The following is an 18,061-nucleotide window of genomic DNA, read 5'->3' on the forward strand; positions in this document are numbered from 1 at the left end:
ATATATTAGAATTTAAGTCCAGCCGCTCTTGCGCCTTCCGCTAATGATTTAATACGACCGTGATATAAGTAACCTCCTCTATCGAAAGTAACTTCACTTATACCTGCTTTCAAAGCTTTCTCTGCTGCAAGTTTCCCTACAGCTGTAGCCACTTCAATGTTCGTACCTTTTCCTATTTCTTTTTCTCTTGAAGAAGCAGCTAATATAGTAACTCCGTTTACATCGTCAATTAATTGAGCGTAAATTTCATTGTTACTTCTAAAAACAGATAGTCTCGGTTTAGTAGCAGTACCACTAATCGTTTTTCTAATTCTGAATCTAATACGTTGTCTTCTTTCAGGTTTTGTTAATGACATAATCTTATTTTTTAAGCTGATTTACCTGCTTTTCTTCTTAATACTTCACCTACAAATTTAACACCTTTTCCTTTGTACGGCTCAGGCTTACGGAAACCTCTAATTTTTGCCGCAACTTGACCTAAAAGTTGTTTATCTAATGATGTTAATTTTACAATTGGGTTTTTACCTTTTTCAGATATAGTTTCAAGAGTTACCTCTGGAGCTACTTCTAAAATAATATTGTGTGAGAACCCAAGCGCTAAATCTAACTTTTGTCCTTGATTTGAAGCTCTATAACCAACTCCAACCAATTCTAAAGATTTTGTAAAACCTTCTGTTACACCAATAACCATGTTATTAATCAAAGATCTATACAAACCGTGTTTTGCTCTTTGGTCTTTATGATCAGAAGATCTTTCTACTAGAACTTGATCTCCCTCAACTGTAACAGTTACGTCCGAAAACTCCTGTGTTAGTTGACCGTTTTTTCCTTTTACCGTAATAATACCGTCGGCAACTGTAATAGTTACACCAGCTGGTATTGTTACTGGGCTTTTACCTATTCTTGACATCTTATATAGTCTTTAAAATTAGTATACGTAACAAATTACTTCTCCACCTACATTTAATTGCTTGGCTTGTTTCCCTGTCATCAACCCTTTTGAAGTTGAAACAATAGCAATTCCTAATCCGTTAAGGATTCTCGGTATTTTAGAAGCACCTGTGTACTTACGTAAACCTGGTTTACTAATTCTTTGGATATCTTTGATTACAGGCTCTTTAGTATCTTTATCATACTTCAAAGCAATTTTGATTGAACCCTGAACAGCGTTGTCTTCAAATTTGTAACTTAAGATATAACCTTGATCAAATAAGATCTTTGTTATCTCTTTTTTTAGATTAGATGCTGGAATTTCGACAACTTTGTGGTTTGCAGCCACAGCGTTTCTAACTCTCGTCAAATAATCTGCAATTGGATCTGTATACATATGTATTGATTTGCGGTAACGGTTTTCGATTAAACGTAATCGAACCTGAAACCAGTTTATAAATGTGAAAAACAGACGTGATTACTCACGTCTGAATATTTTTTCTACCAAGATGCTTTTTTAACACCCGGTATCAATCCATTGTTTGCCATTTCACGGAATGTAACACGTGAAATACCGAATTGACGCATATACCCTCTTGGTCTACCTGTCAATTTGCAACGATTGTGCAAACGAACTGGCGAAGCATTTTTCGGTAATTTCTGCAAACCTACGAAATCTCCAGCTTCTAACAAAGCTTTTCTTTTCTCAGCATACTTAGCTACCGTTTTTTCTCTCTTAACCTCACGGGCTTTCATTGATTCTTTAGCCATATCTTAATTCTTTTTAAAAGGTAAACCTAATTCAGCCAACAATGACTTTGCTTCTTTGTCTGTTTTTGCAGTAGTTACAAAAGAAATGTCCATTCCAGATATTTTATTTACTTTGTCAATATCAATTTCTGGGAAAATGATTTGCTCTAAAACACCAAGATTATAGTTTCCTCTACCGTCAAAACCAGTAGCTTTAATACCACTGAAATCTCTAACACGTGGTAAAGCAGAAGTAATAAGTCTATCTAAAAACTCATACATTCTTTCACCGCGCAAAGTAACTTTTGCTCCAATAGGCATCCCTTTTCTCAATTTGAAAGACGCAACGTCTTTCTTAGAGATAGTAGATACTGCTTTTTGTCCAGTTATCTTAGTTAATTCATCAACTGCATAGTCAATCAATTTTTTATCAGATACTGCTGCACCAACTCCTTTACTCAAAACGATTTTTTCCAATTTTGGAACTTGCATTACGTTTGTGTAACCGAATTCTTCTTTAAGAGCAGAGATAACTCTACTCTTATATTCTTCTTTTAGTCTAGGTATATATGCCATTACTATAGTACTTGATTAGATTTTTTTGAAAATCTTACTTTCTTATCTCCTTCAACTCTAATACCTACTCTTGTTGTTTCCTTAGTTTTAGGATCAATTAAAGATATATTAGAAATTTGAATAGAAGCTTCTTTCTTTACAATACCACCTTGAGGGCTTTTTGCACTAGGTTTCGTATGTTTAGAAACCATGTTTACACCTTCAACAATTGCTTTGTTTTTCTCACGGTAAACACGTAAAACTTTGCCTTCAGCACCTTTATGGTCTCCAGCAATTACTCTTACGATGTCTCCTGATTTTATTTTTAGCTTTATCATCTTAAAACGAATTAAAGCACTTCTGGTGCTAATGATACAATTTTCATGAATTGTTTTTCACGAAGTTCTCTTGCTACCGGACCAAAAACACGAGTTCCTCTCATTTCCCCTGCAGCATTCAAAAGAACACATGCATTATCATCGAAACGGATATAAGAACCATCAGCTCTTCTTACTTCTTTTTTGGTACGTACAACAACTGCAGTTGAAACAGCACCTTTTTTAACGTTTCCGTTAGGTGTTGCGTCTTTTATAGATACTACAATCTTGTCTCCAACAGAGGCATACCTTCTTTTGGTACCTCCTAAAACACGGATAGTTAAAACTTCTTTTGCTCCCGTGTTATCTGCTACTTTTAGTCTTGATTCTTGTTGTACCATAATTATTTAGCTCTTTCTAGGATTTCAACTAATCTCCAACATTTTGATTTACTCAAAGGACGCGTTTCGCTAATTCTTACAGTATCTCCTATGTTACAGTCGTTTGTTTCGTCATGTGCAACAAATTTCTTTGTTTTCAACACGAACTTACCGTATAATGGGTGTTTTACTTTAGTTACCTGAGCAACCACAATGGATTTATCCATTTTATTTGAAGTAACAACCCCAACTCTTTCTTTTCTTAAATTTCTTTTTTCTTCCATCTTTCAGCAGAATACAATTATTGTAACTCTCTTTTAGTAAGTTCTGTAGCTAATCTTGCAACTGTTCTTCTTACACTTCTAATTTGAAGTGGGTTCTCAATTGGAGAAATAGCGTGAGCCATTTTTAGGTCGGCATATGCCTTCTTAGTCTGGCTAAGTTTTTCTTGCAACTCCGCTGCAGAAAGATCTTTTATTTCTGATTGTTTCATAATATAATATAGATTATGCTTCGAAATCTCTAGCAATAACGAATTTAGTTTTTACTGGAAGCTTTTGAGCTGCAAGACGTAATGCCTCTTTTGCAACTGACAAAGGAACTCCTCCAACTTCAAACATAATTCTTCCGGGTTTAACAACGGCAGCCCAATATTCAACGGCACCTTTACCTTTACCCATACGTACCTCAAGAGGCTTCTTAGTGATAGGTTTGTCTGGAAATATTTTGATCCATAATTGTCCTTCTCTTTTCATAAAACGAGTTGCAGCGATACGCGCAGCTTCGATTTGACGAGAGGTTAAGAACATTCCATCTTCATGTACAGATTTAATACCAAACATTCCATTAGAAAGTTCATGTCCTCTTTGAGAATTTCCTTTCATTTTACCTTTTTGTACCTTACGGTATTTTGTTCTTTTAGGCTGTAACATTTTTCTTTAGTTTAAAAATTTACTTTCGTTTACGAGCGTCTGGTTTTCCACCTTTATTAAAAGGCTTTCTGTCTCCTCTAGGAGAATCTCCACCTTTACCACCACCTGGTTGTTTTTTGTCCATTCCAGCAAGTGGAGAAAGATCTCTCTTTCCATAAACTTCACCTTTCATGATCCATACTTTGATACCCATTCTACCATAAGTAGTATGAGCTTCAGCCAAAGCATAATCAATATCAGCCCTGAAAGTTGATAGAGGAATTCTACCTTCTTTGAAACCCTCTGAACGAGCCATCTCAGCACCATTCAAACGACCAGAGATCAAAACTTTGATACCTTCAGCGTTCATACGCATAGAAGCAGCAATAGCCATTTTGATTGCACGTCTGTAAGAAATTCTACTTTCGATTTGACGACAGATGCTTGTAGCAACTAGATACGCGTCAAGTTCAGGTCTTTTAATTTCAAAGATGTTGATTTGAACCTCTTTATCAGTAATTTTCTTAAGTTCTTCTTTCAACTTGTCTACCTCTTGTCCACCTTTCCCAATAATAATACCAGGTCTTGCAGTAGTGATAGTAACGGTTACAAGTTTCAAAGTTCTCTCGATGATTACTTTCGATACACTAGCTTTTGATAAACGAGCATGGATATACTTTCTGATTTTATAATCTTCGGCTAATTTATCACCGTAATCATTTCCACCATACCAGTTTGAGTCCCACCCTCTGATGATACCAAGTCTATTTCCAATTGGATTTGTCTTTTGTCCCATGCTGCTTAAGAATTGCTTTGTGTGTTATTGATAGCTCCTAACACGATTGTAACGTGGTTAGAACGTTTTCTTATTCTGTGTGCTCTACCTTGTGGAGCTGGACGAAGTCTTTTCAACATCATTCCACCATCTACACGGATTTCTTTAACAAATAATCCAGCTTCTTCAAGATTACCTTCACTATTTTTTTGCTCCCAGTTATTGATTGCAGATAATAATAGTTTTTCTAATTTTCTTGAAGCTTCTTTCGAACTGAATCTTAATATGTTAAGTGCTCTTTCTACCTTCTGACCTCTTACCAAGTCCGCTACTAAGCGCATTTTTCTAGGTGAAGTAGGGCAGTTATTCAATTTTGCGAAAGCTATAGACTTATTAGCCTCTTTTCTCGCATCTGCTGTTTCTCTTTTACGAACTCCCATTGCTTCTTATTTTTTACCTTTATTTTTTGCTCCAGCATGACCTCTAAAAGATCTAGTTGGTGAAAATTCTCCTAATTTGTGACCTACCATGTTTTCTGTTACGTAAACTGGTACAAATTGACGACCGTTATGAACTGCGATTGTTTGTCCAACAAAGTCTGGAGTAATCATAGAAGCTCTAGACCATGTCTTAACCACTCCTTTATTTCCACCTGCGATGTTTTCTGCAACTTTCTTGTCTAACTTATAATGAACGAAAGGTCCTTTTTTTAATGAACGTGCCATATCTTATTATTTCTTTCTACGTTCTACGATATACTTGTTACTCGGGTTTTTCTTAGAACGAGTTCTATAACCTTTAGCTGGTATTCCATTTCTTGAACGTGGATGTCCACCAGAAGAACGTCCTTCACCACCACCCATTGGGTGATCGACAGGGTTCATTGCAACAGGTCTTGTTCTAGGTCTTCTTCCTAACCATCTTGTTCTACCTGCTTTACCAGATACAACTAATTGGTGGTCTGAATTAGAAACTGCTCCAATTGTAGCTGAACAAGTCAACAAGATTAATCTTGTTTCACCTGATGGCATTTTAATTGTAGCATATTTTCCATCTCTTGCCATTAATTGAGCAAATGTCCCAGCAGAACGAGCAATTACAGCCCCTTGCCCTGGTCTCAATTCGATACAAGATATAACAGTCCCTAAAGGAATTCTGCTTAAAGGTAAAGTATTACCAATTTCAGGTTGAGATTCTGGTCCAGAAACTACTTTCTGACCAACTTTCAATCCGTTTTGAGCAATAATATAAGTTTTCTCACCATCAGCATAAGCTAATAAAGCGATAAACGCAGTACGATTTGGATCGTATTCAATAGATTTCACTGTAGCCGGAATTGCTTCTTTTGTACGTTTGAAATCAATAATACGATATCTCTGCTTGTGACCACCACCCGTATAACGCATGGTCATCTTTCCTTGACTATTTCTACCTCCAGAGTTTTTTATCGGCGCTATCAAAGAGCGTTCCGGCTTATCAGTTGTAATGGCGTCATAACCATTCACAACTCTAAATCGCTGACCTGGGGTAATAGGTTTTAATTTTCTTACTGACATTTTATCTTAGATATTGTTGTAAAAATCAATTGTTTCTCCTTCTTGTACTTGAACAATCGCTTTTTTAATAGCGTTAGTCTTTCCACTGATTAAACCACTTTTAGTGTATTTTGTAGTTCTATCCGGTCTCACATTCATTGTATTAACACTCAAAACATTTACTCCATAAGCAGCCTCAACAGCTTTCTTAATTTGTACTTTGTTTGCTTTTCTGTCAACAACGAATCCGAAGCGGTTTAAAACTTCACTTTCTTTGGTTACTTTTTCCGTTACTATAGGTTTAATTATGATGCTCATATCCTATTATTTACTTAAATTTTCTTCAATTACTTCCAAAGAACTCTCCAAAAGCACTAAATTATTAGCATTTAAAATAGCGTAAGTACTTAATTCATAGCTACTTACAACATTAGACGCTTTTAAATTTCGTGAGGACAAATATACGTTTTTATTCGTATCACCCAACACAAACAGTGATTTTTTGTTTTCTAACTCTAAAGCTTTCAAAACATTAATGAAATTTTTAGTGTTTGGCGTTTCAAAATTAAAATCTTCAAGTACGATTATATTCGACTCTTTTGCTTTAATTGAAAATGCTGATTTTCTAGCAAGACGTTTCAAGTTTTTATTCAATTTGAATGAATAACTTCTTGGTCTAGGTCCAAAAACTGTTCCTCCACCTTTAAATAAAGGGTTTTTAGCACTACCCGCACGAGCTGTACCTGTACCTTTTTGTTTTTTAATCTTACGTGTACTTCCCGCTACTTCAGCTCTTTCTTTAGCTTTGTGAGTACCTTGTCTTTGATTAGCCAAATATTGCTTTACATCAAGATATACAGCGTGATTATTTGGTTCGATTGCGAAAACTGAATCAGAAAGTTGAACTTTTCTTCCAGTATCTTTTCCGTTGAAATCTAATACTTTTACTTCCATTACTTCTGAATGATTACATAAGAGTTTTTGCAACCAGGAATACATCCTTTAACAACAAGTAGGTTCTTATCAGCAACTACTTTTAAAACTCTAAGGTTTTGAACTTTTACATTATCTCCTCCCATTCTTCCAGCCATACGCATTCCTTTGAATACTCTAGATGGATAAGAAGAAGCTCCTACAGAACCTGGCGCTCTTAAACGGTTATGTTGACCGTGAGTTGCTTGTCCAACACCACCAAAACCGTGACGTTTCACAACCCCTTGAAAACCTTTACCTTTAGATACACCTTGTACATCTACAAATTCTCCTTCAGCAAAAATAGAAACATCAATAAGATCTCCTAATTTTTGTTCTGTTGCAAAATCTTGGAATTCAACGACTTTTTTCTTAGCTACAGTTCCAGCTTTCTTAAAGTGACCTACAGCCGCTTTTGTGGAATGTTTCTCGTTTTTGTCATCGAAACCAAGTTGCAACGCTTCATACCCGTCAACACCTTTGGTTCTGACTTGGGTAACAACGCATGGTCCAGCTTCGATTACTGTACAAGGAATATTCTTCCCGTTTTCGTCGAAAATACTAGTCATGCCGATTTTTCTACCAATTAACCCAGACATAAATATTAATTATTAATTATTAAATATAAATATAGAACGCAGCTTTTAAGCAAATCCTATTTTTTTAGTGGGTGCAAATGTATAACTTATTTACACACAAACCAAAAAAATATTTTTTACCTAAAAACGGCGTTCCTTTTTACTCTTAAAGTACTTAAACTTTGATTTCAACTTCAACTCCACTTGGCAATTCAAGTTTCATTAAAGCATCAATAGTTTTAGATGAAGATGAATAAATATCAATTAATCTCTTATATGACATTACTTCAAATTGCTCTCTAGCTTTTTTGTTTACGTGTGGAGAACGCAATACAGTGAAAAGTTTTTTGTGAGTTGGCAATGGAATTGGACCCGTAACAACTGCACCGGTAGTTTTAACCGTTTTTACAATCTTTTCAGCAGACTTATCTACCAACATATGATCGTAAGACTTCAATTTTATTCTGATTTTTTGACTCATTTTCTTAAAGATTATGCGTTTCCTTTTGCTTTTTTGATAACTGCTTCTGAAATATTAGAAGGCGTTTCAGCGTAGTGTGAAAATTCCATTGTAGATGTTGCACGACCTGAAGATAAAGTTCTTAAAGTTGTTACATATCCAAACATTTCAGACAATGGTACATCAGCTTTAATAGTTTTAGCACCATTTCTATCACCCATGTCATTTACTTGACCTCTACGACGGTTGATATCACCTACGATATCCCCCATGTTTTCTTCTGGAGTTATCACCTCCATTTTCATAATTGGCTCTAAAATAACTGCACCAGCTGCTTTAGCCACCTCTCTATACCCCATTCTTGCTGCAAGCTCAAAAGAAAGCGCATCAGAATCCACAGGGTGGAAAGATCCATCCAATAAAGTAACCTTCAAACTATCTACTTGGTATCCTGCTAAAGGACCAGTTTTCATAGCCTCACGGAAACCTTTCTCTACAGATGGAATATACTCTTTTGGTACGTTACCACCTTTTACTGCATTAACAAACTGCAATCCAACAGGAACTTTACCATCAACTTCATCAGCAGGTTCAAGTAAGAAAACGATATCACCGAATTTACCACGACCTCCAGATTGTTTTTTATAAGTTTCTCTGTGTTGAGCAGATTTTGTAAAAGCTTCTTTGTATTCAACTTGAGGTTCACCTTGGTTAACTTCAACTTTGAATTCACGTTTCATTCTATCAACCAAGATATCTAAGTGTAACTCACCCATACCAGAGATAATAGTTTGTCCTGAAGCTTCATCAGTTCTAACTGTAAACGTTGGATCCTCTTCAGCTAATTTAGCCAAAGCCATACCCATCTTATCAACGTCAGCTTTTGTTTTAGGCTCAATAGCAATACCAATTACCGGAGCAGGGAATTTCATTGACTCAAGAATAATTGGGTGTTTTTCATCACACAATGTATCTCCTGTTTTAATATCTTTAAACCCAACAGCAGCTCCAATATCTCCAGCCTCAATATATTCGATTGGATTTTGTTTATTAGCGTGCATTTGGTAGATACGAGAAATTCTTTCTTTATTACCTGAACGAGTATTCAATACATAAGAACCAGCATCAAGTCTTCCTGAATAAGCACGGAAGAATGCCAAACGACCTACGAATGGGTCAGTAGCAATCTTAAATGCTAAAGCAGCGAATGGCTCTTTTACATCTGGCTTACGCAAAATTTGAGTTTGGTCTTCTTCAAGCAATTCAGCATCATCTGGATGAATTCCAGTAATACCTTCTTTATCCATTGGAGATGGCAAATATTTACATACCGCATCTAACATGAATTGAACTCCTTTATTTTTGAAAGAAGAACCTGCAATCATTGGAATGATAGCCATATCCATAGTCGCAGCTCTTAAAGCTTTGTTGATTTCTTCTTCCGTGATAGAATCCGGATCTTCCATGTATTTATCAAGCAAGTTCTCATCATAATCAGCAACCGCTTCAATAAGGATATCTCTGTATTCTTTCACTTCATCAACCATATCCGCAGGGATATCGATAATATCAAAAGTCGCTCCTAATGTTTCATCATGCCATACAATAGCTTGATTTTTCACTAAATCAACAACACCTCTGAAATCATTTTCTTCTCCAATTGGCAAAGTGATCGCAACAGCGTTTGATTTCAACATATCCCTAACTTGCTGACATACATTCAAAAAGTTAGAACCTTGCCTATCCATTTTATTAACGAATCCCATACGTGGCACACGATATTGATCTGCTAATCTCCAGTTAGTTTCAGATTGAGGCTCAACACCATCAACCGCACTAAATAAGAAAACCAAACCATCAAGTACACGCAAAGAACGGTTTACTTCAACTGTAAAGTCAACGTGTCCCGGGGTATCGATAATATTAAAGTGATAAGGCAATGTTTCAGGTAAAACTTTACCTTGTTCAGTTGGAAAATTCCATTCACAAGTTGTAGCTGCAGAAGTAATTGTGATACCCCTTTCTTGCTCTTGTGCCATCCAGTCCATTGTTGCAGCACCATCGTGTACTTCACCAATTTTATGTGATTTCCCAGTATAGAATAATATACGCTCAGTTGTTGTTGTTTTACCAGCATCGATATGAGCAGCAATACCTATATTTCTTGTATATTTAAGATCTCTAGCCATTTCTTAAGAATTAAAATCTAAAGTGAGAGAAAGCTTTATTAGCTTCTGCCATTTTGTGAGTATCCATTCTTTTCTTAACAGCAGCTCCTTCTTCTTTAGCCGCAGCTAAACATTCTGAAGCCAATCTCTGAGCCATTGACTTTTCGTTTCTTCTTCTTGAATAAAGAATTAACCATTTCATAGCCATAGAAATTTTTCTGTCTGGTCTAATTTGCATTGGAATTTGAAATGTAGCTCCACCTACTCTACGACTACGTACTTCTACGTGAGGCATAACGTTAGTTAAAGCATCTTTCCAAATTTCTAATGAAGATTTTTCTGAATCTTGCTTTTTTGTCTCTATAATGTCAATTGCATCATAAAAAACTTTAAAAGCTGTTGATTTCTTACCATCCCACATTAAGTTATTCACAAAACGTGTTACCAATTGGTCGTTAAACCTTGGATCTGGTAAAAGTGGTCTTTTCTTTGCCGCTCTTTTTCTCATGTCTTTTTTTTAATAAAATTTCATACCTATATAGCTACGACGAATCGTACCCCTATAAGAATAACGTTTTAAATTACTTTTTCGCTTCTTTTGGTCGTTTTGCTCCGTACTTAGATCTCCTTTGCGTTCTTCCTGCTACTCCTGACGTATCAAGTGCACCACGAACGATGTGATATCTTACTCCTGGCAAATCTTTTACCCTTCCACCCCTAACTAATACTATCGAGTGCTCTTGTAAATTGTGTCCTTCTCCAGGGATGTAGGCATTCACTTCATTACCATTTGTCAAACGTACACGCGCTACTTTACGCATTGCAGAGTTTGGTTTTTTTGGTGTTGTAGTGTAAACACGCGTACAAACCCCTCTTCTTTGAGGACAAGAATCTAAAGCAACCGATTTACTCTTCTTAGTTATCTGAGTTCTTCCTGTTCTTACTAATTGTTGAATTGTTGGCATAATTAATACTAAAAATTTCTTATTATATTAAAATCCCGCTTTTTACGGGGTTGCAAATGTATAAATTAATTTTCACTTTACAAACCATAATCAATTAATTTTCAACCGAAGTAAATATTTGTTTATCAATACCATTGACATTATTCCAACAAACTACATTTCAAACCAAAATAAAGACTTTATAGCACAATAAAACTTCATTGAGCTAACACTATGATTATTCCAACAAAGAGCAGATATTTGCAACCGCCTAATTAAAGAAATCAAAATTGAAATCTACAATTCTTATTCTATTATTTCTATTTACTCACATGACTTCAACGAGTCAAACTTTACAATTAAAAATAATTGGGAAGACCAAAATTGAAACTTCAATTATTGATTCAATTGGATATGCAACAAAACATCAAAACACAAAACAATTAATTGAAGAAATAAATTCAACAAGAAAAAAACTTTCTGAAGTCGGCTATATTGAGAACAAAATACTAGAAGAAAAAAAAGAAAATGACAGCAGTTACACCACTATAATCTCACTAGAGAACAAAACAAAAAACATACATATATATATAGGTATAAAAAAGACCTCATTTATACCAAATTACTTTATCATAAATCAAGACAGCATAATATTACCATATTCTCAAACAGAATCATTTTTAAAACACACTACACAAAATTTAGAACAAAATGGTTACGCCTTTACAAAAGTAAAACTTATCAATATCCAAAAGAAAAAACAAAATCTTTATGCTGATTTATCAATCACTACAGGAAACAGAAGAACAATAAATACCATTGAAATAAAGTACACCAATCAACAACAAAAAAACCTCCTCCCAAAAGGTGCAGAAAAACAAATCAACAAAAAATACAAGAACACAATATTCAGCCAAAAAACAATAGAACAACTACATGATGATTTTGAAAAATTTGGATTCATCAATCAAATCAAATATCCAGAAATTCTATTCACAAAAGACACAACCAAAGTATTTGTGTATTTAGAAAAAAGAAAAGCAAATATATTTGACGGATATTTAGGCTTCAACAATACCGAAAATAAAAAAATACAATTTAACGGATATCTAGACTTAACTTTAGTCAATACACTTCGAAACGGAGAAGAGCTATCCATCTATTGGAAAAATGATGCAAATAATCAAAAAATATTCAATGCTAATTTAACCGCACCATATTTATTTAAAAGCCAAATAGGACTTAAAGCCCAACTAAACATTTTTAAACAAGACAGTATTTTTCAAAACACAAAAACAACCATACAACTTGGTTATTCTATAGACTACAATCGACGATTTTATTTTGGTTACGAATCAACCGAGTCAAGCGATATCCAAAATTCAAACAACCAAAATCTAAGTGATTTTAAAAATTTATTTTATACTTCTACAATAGATTTCAAAAAAAACTCAACCAAAAACAATCTATTTCCCATAAAATCGCTATTAAATATAACAATAGGCACTGGAAATAGAAACACGACAACAAACCCATCCTTAAAACAAAATTTTGTAAATTTTAACATAATGAACAATTTTTACATTAATGAGAAAAATATTATAAGTGTTAAAAACCAAAATTATTATCTAAAAAGCCACAATTACCTAACAAATGAATTATTCCGTTTTGGCGGCATTAATACCATAAGAGGATTTGCAGAAAATAGCTTACAAGCCAATCTAATTATTTCACTCATGACAGAATACCGTTATTTAGTTTCACAAACTTTTTACTTCAATTCTATACTCGATTACTGCTATTACGAAGACCCAACAATTACAATAGGAGAAAATAAAAACGAAAAACTTCTAGGGATTGGAATAGGCTTGGGCGTCCAAACCACCAATGGTTTATTAAAATTTGCAATAACAAATGGAAAGACAAAAACCACAGAATTAAAATTTTATAACACAAACATAACTTTAAGTTATAATGTTAAATTTTAGCTTTAACAAAAAAAAGAGTTTCAGATATTAGGATAGTTAACAAATTATTATGATTTTTGCCTCACTAATTCAAAATATTTAAAAATGAAACTAAAGTTCAATGGATTCTTAGTACTCTTAGTAGTACTAGTGGCGCAACTAACTTTTGCGCAAGAAAGATCTGTTTCAGGGATTGTTTCCGACAATGCAGGTATGCCTTTACCGGGTGTAAGTGTATTAGTAAAAGGAACAAAAAATGGAACTCAATCAGATTTTGATGGAAAGTACTCTATCAAAGCTTCACCAAGCGATGTATTGGTATTTAGCTATGTTGGAATGAAATCTTCAGAGAAATCTGCAAGCTCAACAACAGTTAATGTAAAATTAGCAAGTGATGCTACTCAATTAGAGAGTGTTGTTGTTACTTCCTTAGGTATCAAAAGAGATAAAAAATCTCTAGGTTATACTACACAAGAAGTAAAAGGTGCTGATTTAAACGTTGGGCCAACACAAGGAAATTTTATTAATGATCTTTCTGGTAAAGTTGCAGGTGTTAGCATCAGAAGAAACAACAACTTTGGAGGTTCTACTAACATCGTTTCTCGTGGTGTTAAAAACCTTACAGGTAACAACCAGATGCTTATTGTTATTGATGGTATGCCAATCAATAACAACAACACAAACAATGAAATGACAGTAGGTCAAGACAGAGGTAGAGGTGGTTACGATTATGGTAATGCCGCAATGGATGTGAATCCAGATGATATTGAAAGTGTAAATATCCTAAAAGGAGCAGCTGCATCAGCATTATACGGATGGCAAGCTGGTAACGGTGTAGTAATGATTACTACCAAAAAAGGAAAGACTAAAAAAGGAATGGGTATAACACTTACTAGTGAATTTACCACATCTAATGCAGACAAGGCTACTTTCCCTAAATACCAAGATAAATACGGAGCTGGTTATGGCCCTTTTTATGGACCAAATGGAGACGGACCTTTTGATGTTGATGCAGATGGAAACAACGTTGTTCCAACTTACGAAGATGCTTCTTACGGTGCTGCTTTTGACCCATCTTTAAATGTAAGACAATGGAGTTTTTACACTCCATATTCAGATCATTACCAACAAGAAACTCCTTGGGTTGCTGGTAAAAACGGACCTTTCTCTTTCTTCCAAACAGCGAATACTTTCAGCAACTCTGTTTCTATGGAAGATGCTACAGACAAGACTAGTTTTGTATTGAACTACAACAATTTCAAACAAACTGGTATTATGCCAAACAGTGAATTAAAGAAAAACACTATGAGTGTTAAAGTTAACCACCAATTCACAGACAAACTTTCTACAGCAGTTTTTGCTAACTATACTTCTCAAAACACAGTAGGAAGAAACTCAACTGGTTATAATGACAACATCATGACTTCATTCCGTCAATGGTTCGAAACTAATGTCGATATCAAAGAACTTGAACGTGCTTATAACAGATCAGGTGGCCAAAACATTACTTGGAATATGCAAAACCCAAGCGGTGGTGCAACAAACCCTATTTACTGGGATAATCCATATTTCACAAGATATCAAAACTATCAATCAGATAACAGAAATCGTTTTACCGGTTACGCTAAAGTTGACTATAAATTATTTGACTGGGTAACTGCATCTGGAAAAGTTTCAACAGATTCATACGCTGAATTACGTGAGGAAAGAAGAGCTACTGGATCTATCCCTGGTACTTTCGGAATCAACGGATTAGATGAGAGTTCAGGATACACAAGATATAATGGTAACTTCTCTGAACAAAACTACGAAGGTATTTTGACATTCAAGAAAAACATTAACGAAGACTTCTCTTTCAATGGAATTCTAGGAGGTAATATTTTGAGAACTAACTTTACTTCTATTTTGGCTTCTACTCAAGGAGGTCTAATTGTTCCAGGATTATATAGTTTATCAAACTCTGTTAACTCAGTACCTTTTCCAGTTGAACGTCAAGATTTCTCAGGAGTTAATTCTGTTTTCGCTTCGGCTTCATTTGGTTACAAAGATTTCTTATTCGTAGACGGAACATTTAGAAGAGATTCATTCTCGACTTTACCAAAAGACAATAATAGTGTTAATACATTCTCTGTATCAGGATCTTATGTATTCACTAAACACATTGACCAACCATGGTTGTCATTTGGTAAATTAAGAGGTAGTTATGCAGAAAACCCACAAGGTAACATTGCATTACACTCTTTAGTAAATACATATACTAAATTTGACCCATTTGGTTCAAACCAACAATACTCAATGCCAAGTACACTATCTAATTCAGATTTACGCCCTGTAAAAACAGCATCTGAGGAAATTGGTTTAGAAATGCAATTCTTTGATAGAAGACTTGGATTTGACGTAGCAGTATACAAAAGTTTAAGTACTGACCAAATTTTTGATGTAGATTATTCTACAGCAGTTGGAGCTACAAAAAGATTCATCAATGCTGGATCTGTTGAAAACAAGGGTATAGAGGTACAATTTAATGTAACTCCAGTAAAAACAGCAGATTTTGCTTGGGATGTTTTTGTAAACTGGTCTAAAAACAAAAATACAGTTGTTGAGTTAACTGAAGGTATTGAAAATTTACAATTAGGATCATTCCAACAAGGTATTACAATCAATGCAACTGTTGGACAACCTTACGGAACTATTCAAGGTACTGACTATACTTACTTAAATGGAGAAAAAGTAGTAGGGACAAACGGTAGATATATCAGAAATACTGCAACCACAAACGTTATTGGAAATATCACTCCAGATTGGATTGGTGGTATCCGTAACAAATTTACTTACAAACAAATCTCATTAGGATTTTTAATTGATATGCAAAAAGGTGGAGACATCTTCTCTCTTGATCAAGCTTACGGACAAGCTACAGGTTTATACAAAGAGTCTGCAGGTCTTAACGACTTAGGATACCCAATGAGAAATACTATCGCTAATGGTGGTGGTGTTATACTTCCAGGTGTACAACAAGACGGTACTCCCAACACGATTAGAACTGCTTCTCCAGATCAGTACGGAAATATCGCTGGTTACAGACAAGCTCCTAACAAAGCGTTTATGTATGATGCAGGTTATATCAAATTAAGAGAAGCTAACATTACTTATAATTTACCTAGTAGTATAGTTTCTAAAATGAAACTTACAGCTATGTCATTTGCAATTGTAGGTTCTAACTTATGGATTATCGACAAAAGCCTTCCTTATGCAGACCCAGAAAGTGGATCAAGTTCAGGTAACTTGTCTTCTGGATACTCTGTGGGATCTCTACCAACAACAAGAAACATTGGTGGTAACGTAACAATTAAATTTTAAATTATGAAAAAAATAGCTTTATTAACAGCATTCATCGGTTTGTTTGTATCCTGCTCAAGTGATATCACAGATTTGAATGAAGAAGCAAAAAGACCCGCAACGACCAAGGCGGAATATTTGTTCACTAATGCACAAAAAACATTAGTGGATCAAATGGTAAATACATCAGTAAACAGAAACGTTTTCAGATTATTTTCTCAACATTGGACTGAGACGACTTATCCAGACGAAAGTCAGTATGACATCACAACTAGAACTATTCCTGATTTTCACTTTGCTACTCTTTACAGAGATGTATTGGCTGATTTTAAAGAAGCTAAAAGATTATTAGATCTTGAAACTCCCGCTACAGCAGAAGAAACAGCTATTTTGGCAAACAAAAAAGCGGTTCTTGACATTTTATCTGCTTATAGCTATAGTGTATTGGTGGATACTTTTGGAGATGTTCCTTATACTGAAGCTTTAGACATTCAAAATCACCCGTTACCAGCATACGATGATGCTCAAACAATATATAAAGATCTTATCTCTAGATTGACTGCTGATGCTAGTAGCTTAACAGCAAATAGCGCTGCAGGTAGTTTTGCTAATGCTGACCTGATTTATGGTGGTAACAGTGCAAAATGGGCTAAATTTGCGAACTCATTGCGTTTGAGAATGGCTGTAAACATGTCTGATGTAGATGCTGCTTACGCAAAAGCTGAAGCAGAAAAAGCTACAACTGCAGGAGTAATAACCAGTAATGCTGATAATACTAACTTAATATATTTGCCTTTACAGCCAAATGCTAACCCATTATACGCTGATTTAGTGGTAAGTGGTAGAAATGACTTCATCCCTGCAAACACTTTAGTTAACAAAATGAATGCCCTTAATGACCCAAGAAGAGCTAAGTATTTTGAACTTTACTCTGACGGTACTTACAAAGGAGGTATATATGGAGCATCTAATGCTTTCGGAAGTTTCTCTCACATTACCGCTACTTTAAATGAACCTACATTTCCAGGTACATTAATGGATGCTACTGAAGTCGAATTTTTATTAGCTGAGGCTGCTGCGAAAGGTGCTGCTGTAGGTGCTGCTGCAACACATTATAACAATGCTATCGCTGCTTCTATGGAAAACTGGGGAGTTGCTTCTGCTGATGCAACAGCATATTTAGCTGCAAATCCTTATAATGCTGCGAACTATAAACAAGTAATTGGAGAGCAAGCTTGGATTGCTTTATACAACAGAGGTTTTGAAGCTTGGACTTCTTACAGAAGATTAGACTTCCCTGTGTTAAACGTTCCTGCGGTAACTTATAATGGTTTAACTGAAGTTCCTAAGAGATATTCGTACCCAGCTAGAGAGCAAACCCTAAATGGTACTAACGTATCTGCTGCAATCGCAAAATTACCTGGAGGTAAAAACACGTTGACAGCAAAAATCTTCTGGGATAAATTCTAATATTTAAAAT

The 18,061-nt window shown here is 35.0% G+C and carries 24 protein-coding genes; 3 read left to right on the forward strand and 21 right to left on the reverse strand.

Translation table 11 applies throughout. The annotated features are described in order from the left end of the window. Positions 1–5: 5 nt before the first annotated feature. The 21 genes from rplR to rpsL form a co-directional block, all read right to left on the reverse strand. Positions 6–356 carry a 50S ribosomal protein L18 gene (gene rplR / locus DOS84_RS15510; protein WP_111411024.1) on the reverse strand — a complete coding sequence of 117 codons (351 nt, stop codon included), beginning with the start codon at positions 354–356 and terminating at the stop codon, positions 6–8. A gap of 11 nt (positions 357–367) precedes the next feature. Beyond that, positions 368–910: a 50S ribosomal protein L6 gene (gene rplF / locus DOS84_RS15515; RefSeq protein WP_111411025.1), complete on the reverse strand. Its 543-nt coding sequence runs from the start codon at positions 908–910 to the stop codon at positions 368–370. Between the two features lie 18 nt (positions 911–928). Next, positions 929–1,327 carry a 30S ribosomal protein S8 gene (gene rpsH, locus DOS84_RS15520; protein ID WP_111411026.1) on the reverse strand — a complete coding sequence of 133 codons (399 nt, stop codon included), beginning with the start codon at positions 1,325–1,327 and terminating at the stop codon, positions 929–931. A gap of 104 nt (positions 1,328–1,431) precedes the next feature. Continuing rightward, the gene (gene rpsN, locus DOS84_RS15525; protein WP_026707007.1) at positions 1,432–1,701 is read right to left on the reverse strand and encodes a 30S ribosomal protein S14; all 270 of its coding nucleotides are present in this window, start codon (positions 1,699–1,701) and stop codon (positions 1,432–1,434) included. 3 nt (positions 1,702–1,704) lie between these two features. Further along, entirely contained in the window at positions 1,705–2,256 is a 552-nt protein-coding gene (gene rplE / locus DOS84_RS15530) for a 50S ribosomal protein L5 (RefSeq protein WP_077377755.1), read from the reverse strand. A gap of 2 nt (positions 2,257–2,258) precedes the next feature. Continuing rightward, positions 2,259–2,573, reverse strand: coding sequence for a 50S ribosomal protein L24 (gene rplX / locus DOS84_RS15535; protein ID WP_035668111.1), 315 nt, complete (start codon positions 2,571–2,573; stop codon positions 2,259–2,261). A gap of 11 nt (positions 2,574–2,584) precedes the next feature. Further along, positions 2,585–2,953 carry a 50S ribosomal protein L14 gene (gene rplN, locus DOS84_RS15540; RefSeq protein WP_007803649.1) on the reverse strand — a complete coding sequence of 123 codons (369 nt, stop codon included), beginning with the start codon at positions 2,951–2,953 and terminating at the stop codon, positions 2,585–2,587. Between the two features lie 2 nt (positions 2,954–2,955). Next, positions 2,956–3,216 (reverse strand): 30S ribosomal protein S17, encoded by a 261-nt coding sequence (gene rpsQ, locus DOS84_RS15545; RefSeq protein WP_026707010.1) that lies wholly within the window; start codon positions 3,214–3,216, stop codon positions 2,956–2,958. Positions 3,217–3,233: 17 nt separating this feature from the next. After that, positions 3,234–3,425: a 50S ribosomal protein L29 gene (gene rpmC, locus DOS84_RS15550; RefSeq protein WP_035668115.1), complete on the reverse strand. Its 192-nt coding sequence runs from the start codon at positions 3,423–3,425 to the stop codon at positions 3,234–3,236. A gap of 13 nt (positions 3,426–3,438) precedes the next feature. Beyond that, on the reverse strand, positions 3,439–3,864 hold the full coding sequence (gene rplP / locus DOS84_RS15555) for a 50S ribosomal protein L16 (protein WP_100433326.1): 426 nt from the start codon (positions 3,862–3,864) through the stop codon (positions 3,439–3,441). Between the two features lie 19 nt (positions 3,865–3,883). Further along, positions 3,884–4,639 carry a 30S ribosomal protein S3 gene (gene rpsC, locus DOS84_RS15560; RefSeq protein ID WP_077377764.1) on the reverse strand — a complete coding sequence of 252 codons (756 nt, stop codon included), beginning with the start codon at positions 4,637–4,639 and terminating at the stop codon, positions 3,884–3,886. A 5-nt stretch (positions 4,640–4,644) separates the two neighbouring features. Continuing rightward, positions 4,645–5,058 (reverse strand): 50S ribosomal protein L22, encoded by a 414-nt coding sequence (gene rplV / locus DOS84_RS15565; protein ID WP_007803631.1) that lies wholly within the window; start codon positions 5,056–5,058, stop codon positions 4,645–4,647. Positions 5,059–5,064: 6 nt separating this feature from the next. Then, the gene (gene rpsS / locus DOS84_RS15570) at positions 5,065–5,343 is read right to left on the reverse strand and encodes a 30S ribosomal protein S19 (protein WP_035637298.1); all 279 of its coding nucleotides are present in this window, start codon (positions 5,341–5,343) and stop codon (positions 5,065–5,067) included. Positions 5,344–5,349: 6 nt separating this feature from the next. Next, positions 5,350–6,174 carry a 50S ribosomal protein L2 gene (gene rplB, locus DOS84_RS15575; RefSeq protein WP_077377767.1) on the reverse strand — a complete coding sequence of 275 codons (825 nt, stop codon included), beginning with the start codon at positions 6,172–6,174 and terminating at the stop codon, positions 5,350–5,352. A gap of 6 nt (positions 6,175–6,180) precedes the next feature. After that, on the reverse strand, positions 6,181–6,471 hold the full coding sequence (gene rplW, locus DOS84_RS15580) for a 50S ribosomal protein L23 (protein ID WP_077377770.1): 291 nt from the start codon (positions 6,469–6,471) through the stop codon (positions 6,181–6,183). 6 nt (positions 6,472–6,477) lie between these two features. Next, positions 6,478–7,107: a 50S ribosomal protein L4 gene (gene rplD / locus DOS84_RS15585; protein ID WP_111411027.1), complete on the reverse strand. Its 630-nt coding sequence runs from the start codon at positions 7,105–7,107 to the stop codon at positions 6,478–6,480. Beyond that, a complete protein-coding gene (gene rplC / locus DOS84_RS15590; protein WP_077377776.1) occupies positions 7,107–7,724 on the reverse strand; it encodes a 50S ribosomal protein L3 in 618 nt (205 codons plus the stop codon). Before rplC ends, rplD begins: the two co-directional genes overlap by 1 nt. Positions 7,725–7,878: 154 nt before the next feature. After that, entirely contained in the window at positions 7,879–8,184 is a 306-nt protein-coding gene (rpsJ, locus tag DOS84_RS15595; protein ID WP_007803605.1) for a 30S ribosomal protein S10, read from the reverse strand. Positions 8,185–8,195: 11 nt separating this feature from the next. Then, positions 8,196–10,352 (reverse strand): elongation factor G, encoded by a 2,157-nt coding sequence (fusA, locus tag DOS84_RS15600; RefSeq protein WP_111411028.1) that lies wholly within the window; start codon positions 10,350–10,352, stop codon positions 8,196–8,198. A 10-nt stretch (positions 10,353–10,362) separates the two neighbouring features. Beyond that, positions 10,363–10,839: a 30S ribosomal protein S7 gene (gene rpsG / locus DOS84_RS15605; RefSeq protein ID WP_035637287.1), complete on the reverse strand. Its 477-nt coding sequence runs from the start codon at positions 10,837–10,839 to the stop codon at positions 10,363–10,365. 73 nt (positions 10,840–10,912) lie between these two features. Then, entirely contained in the window at positions 10,913–11,296 is a 384-nt protein-coding gene (rpsL, locus tag DOS84_RS15610) for a 30S ribosomal protein S12 (protein WP_007136570.1), read from the reverse strand. Positions 11,297–11,565: 269 nt separating this feature from the next. Here rpsL and DOS84_RS15615 point away from each other — a divergent pair, with 269 nt between their 5' ends. The 3 genes from DOS84_RS15615 to DOS84_RS15625 all read left to right on the forward strand — a co-directional run bounded on the left by DOS84_RS15615 (position 11,566) and on the right by DOS84_RS15625 (position 18,051). Beyond that, positions 11,566–13,263 (forward strand): BamA/TamA family outer membrane protein, encoded by a 1,698-nt coding sequence (locus DOS84_RS15615; RefSeq protein WP_243636388.1) that lies wholly within the window; start codon positions 11,566–11,568, stop codon positions 13,261–13,263. Between the two features lie 84 nt (positions 13,264–13,347). Continuing rightward, the gene (locus tag DOS84_RS15620) at positions 13,348–16,602 is read left to right on the forward strand and encodes a SusC/RagA family TonB-linked outer membrane protein (protein WP_111411030.1); all 3,255 of its coding nucleotides are present in this window, start codon (positions 13,348–13,350) and stop codon (positions 16,600–16,602) included. A 3-nt stretch (positions 16,603–16,605) separates the two neighbouring features. Further along, complete coding sequence (locus DOS84_RS15625) at positions 16,606–18,051, forward strand: SusD/RagB family nutrient-binding outer membrane lipoprotein (RefSeq protein WP_243636389.1); 1,446 nt, start codon at positions 16,606–16,608, stop codon at positions 18,049–18,051. Positions 18,052–18,061 lie beyond the last annotated feature (10 nt).

Origin of the sequence: Flavobacterium aquariorum (assembly GCF_003254745.1) — a bacterium.
Taxonomy (GTDB): Bacteria; Bacteroidota; Bacteroidia; order Flavobacteriales; family Flavobacteriaceae; genus Flavobacterium; species Flavobacterium aquariorum.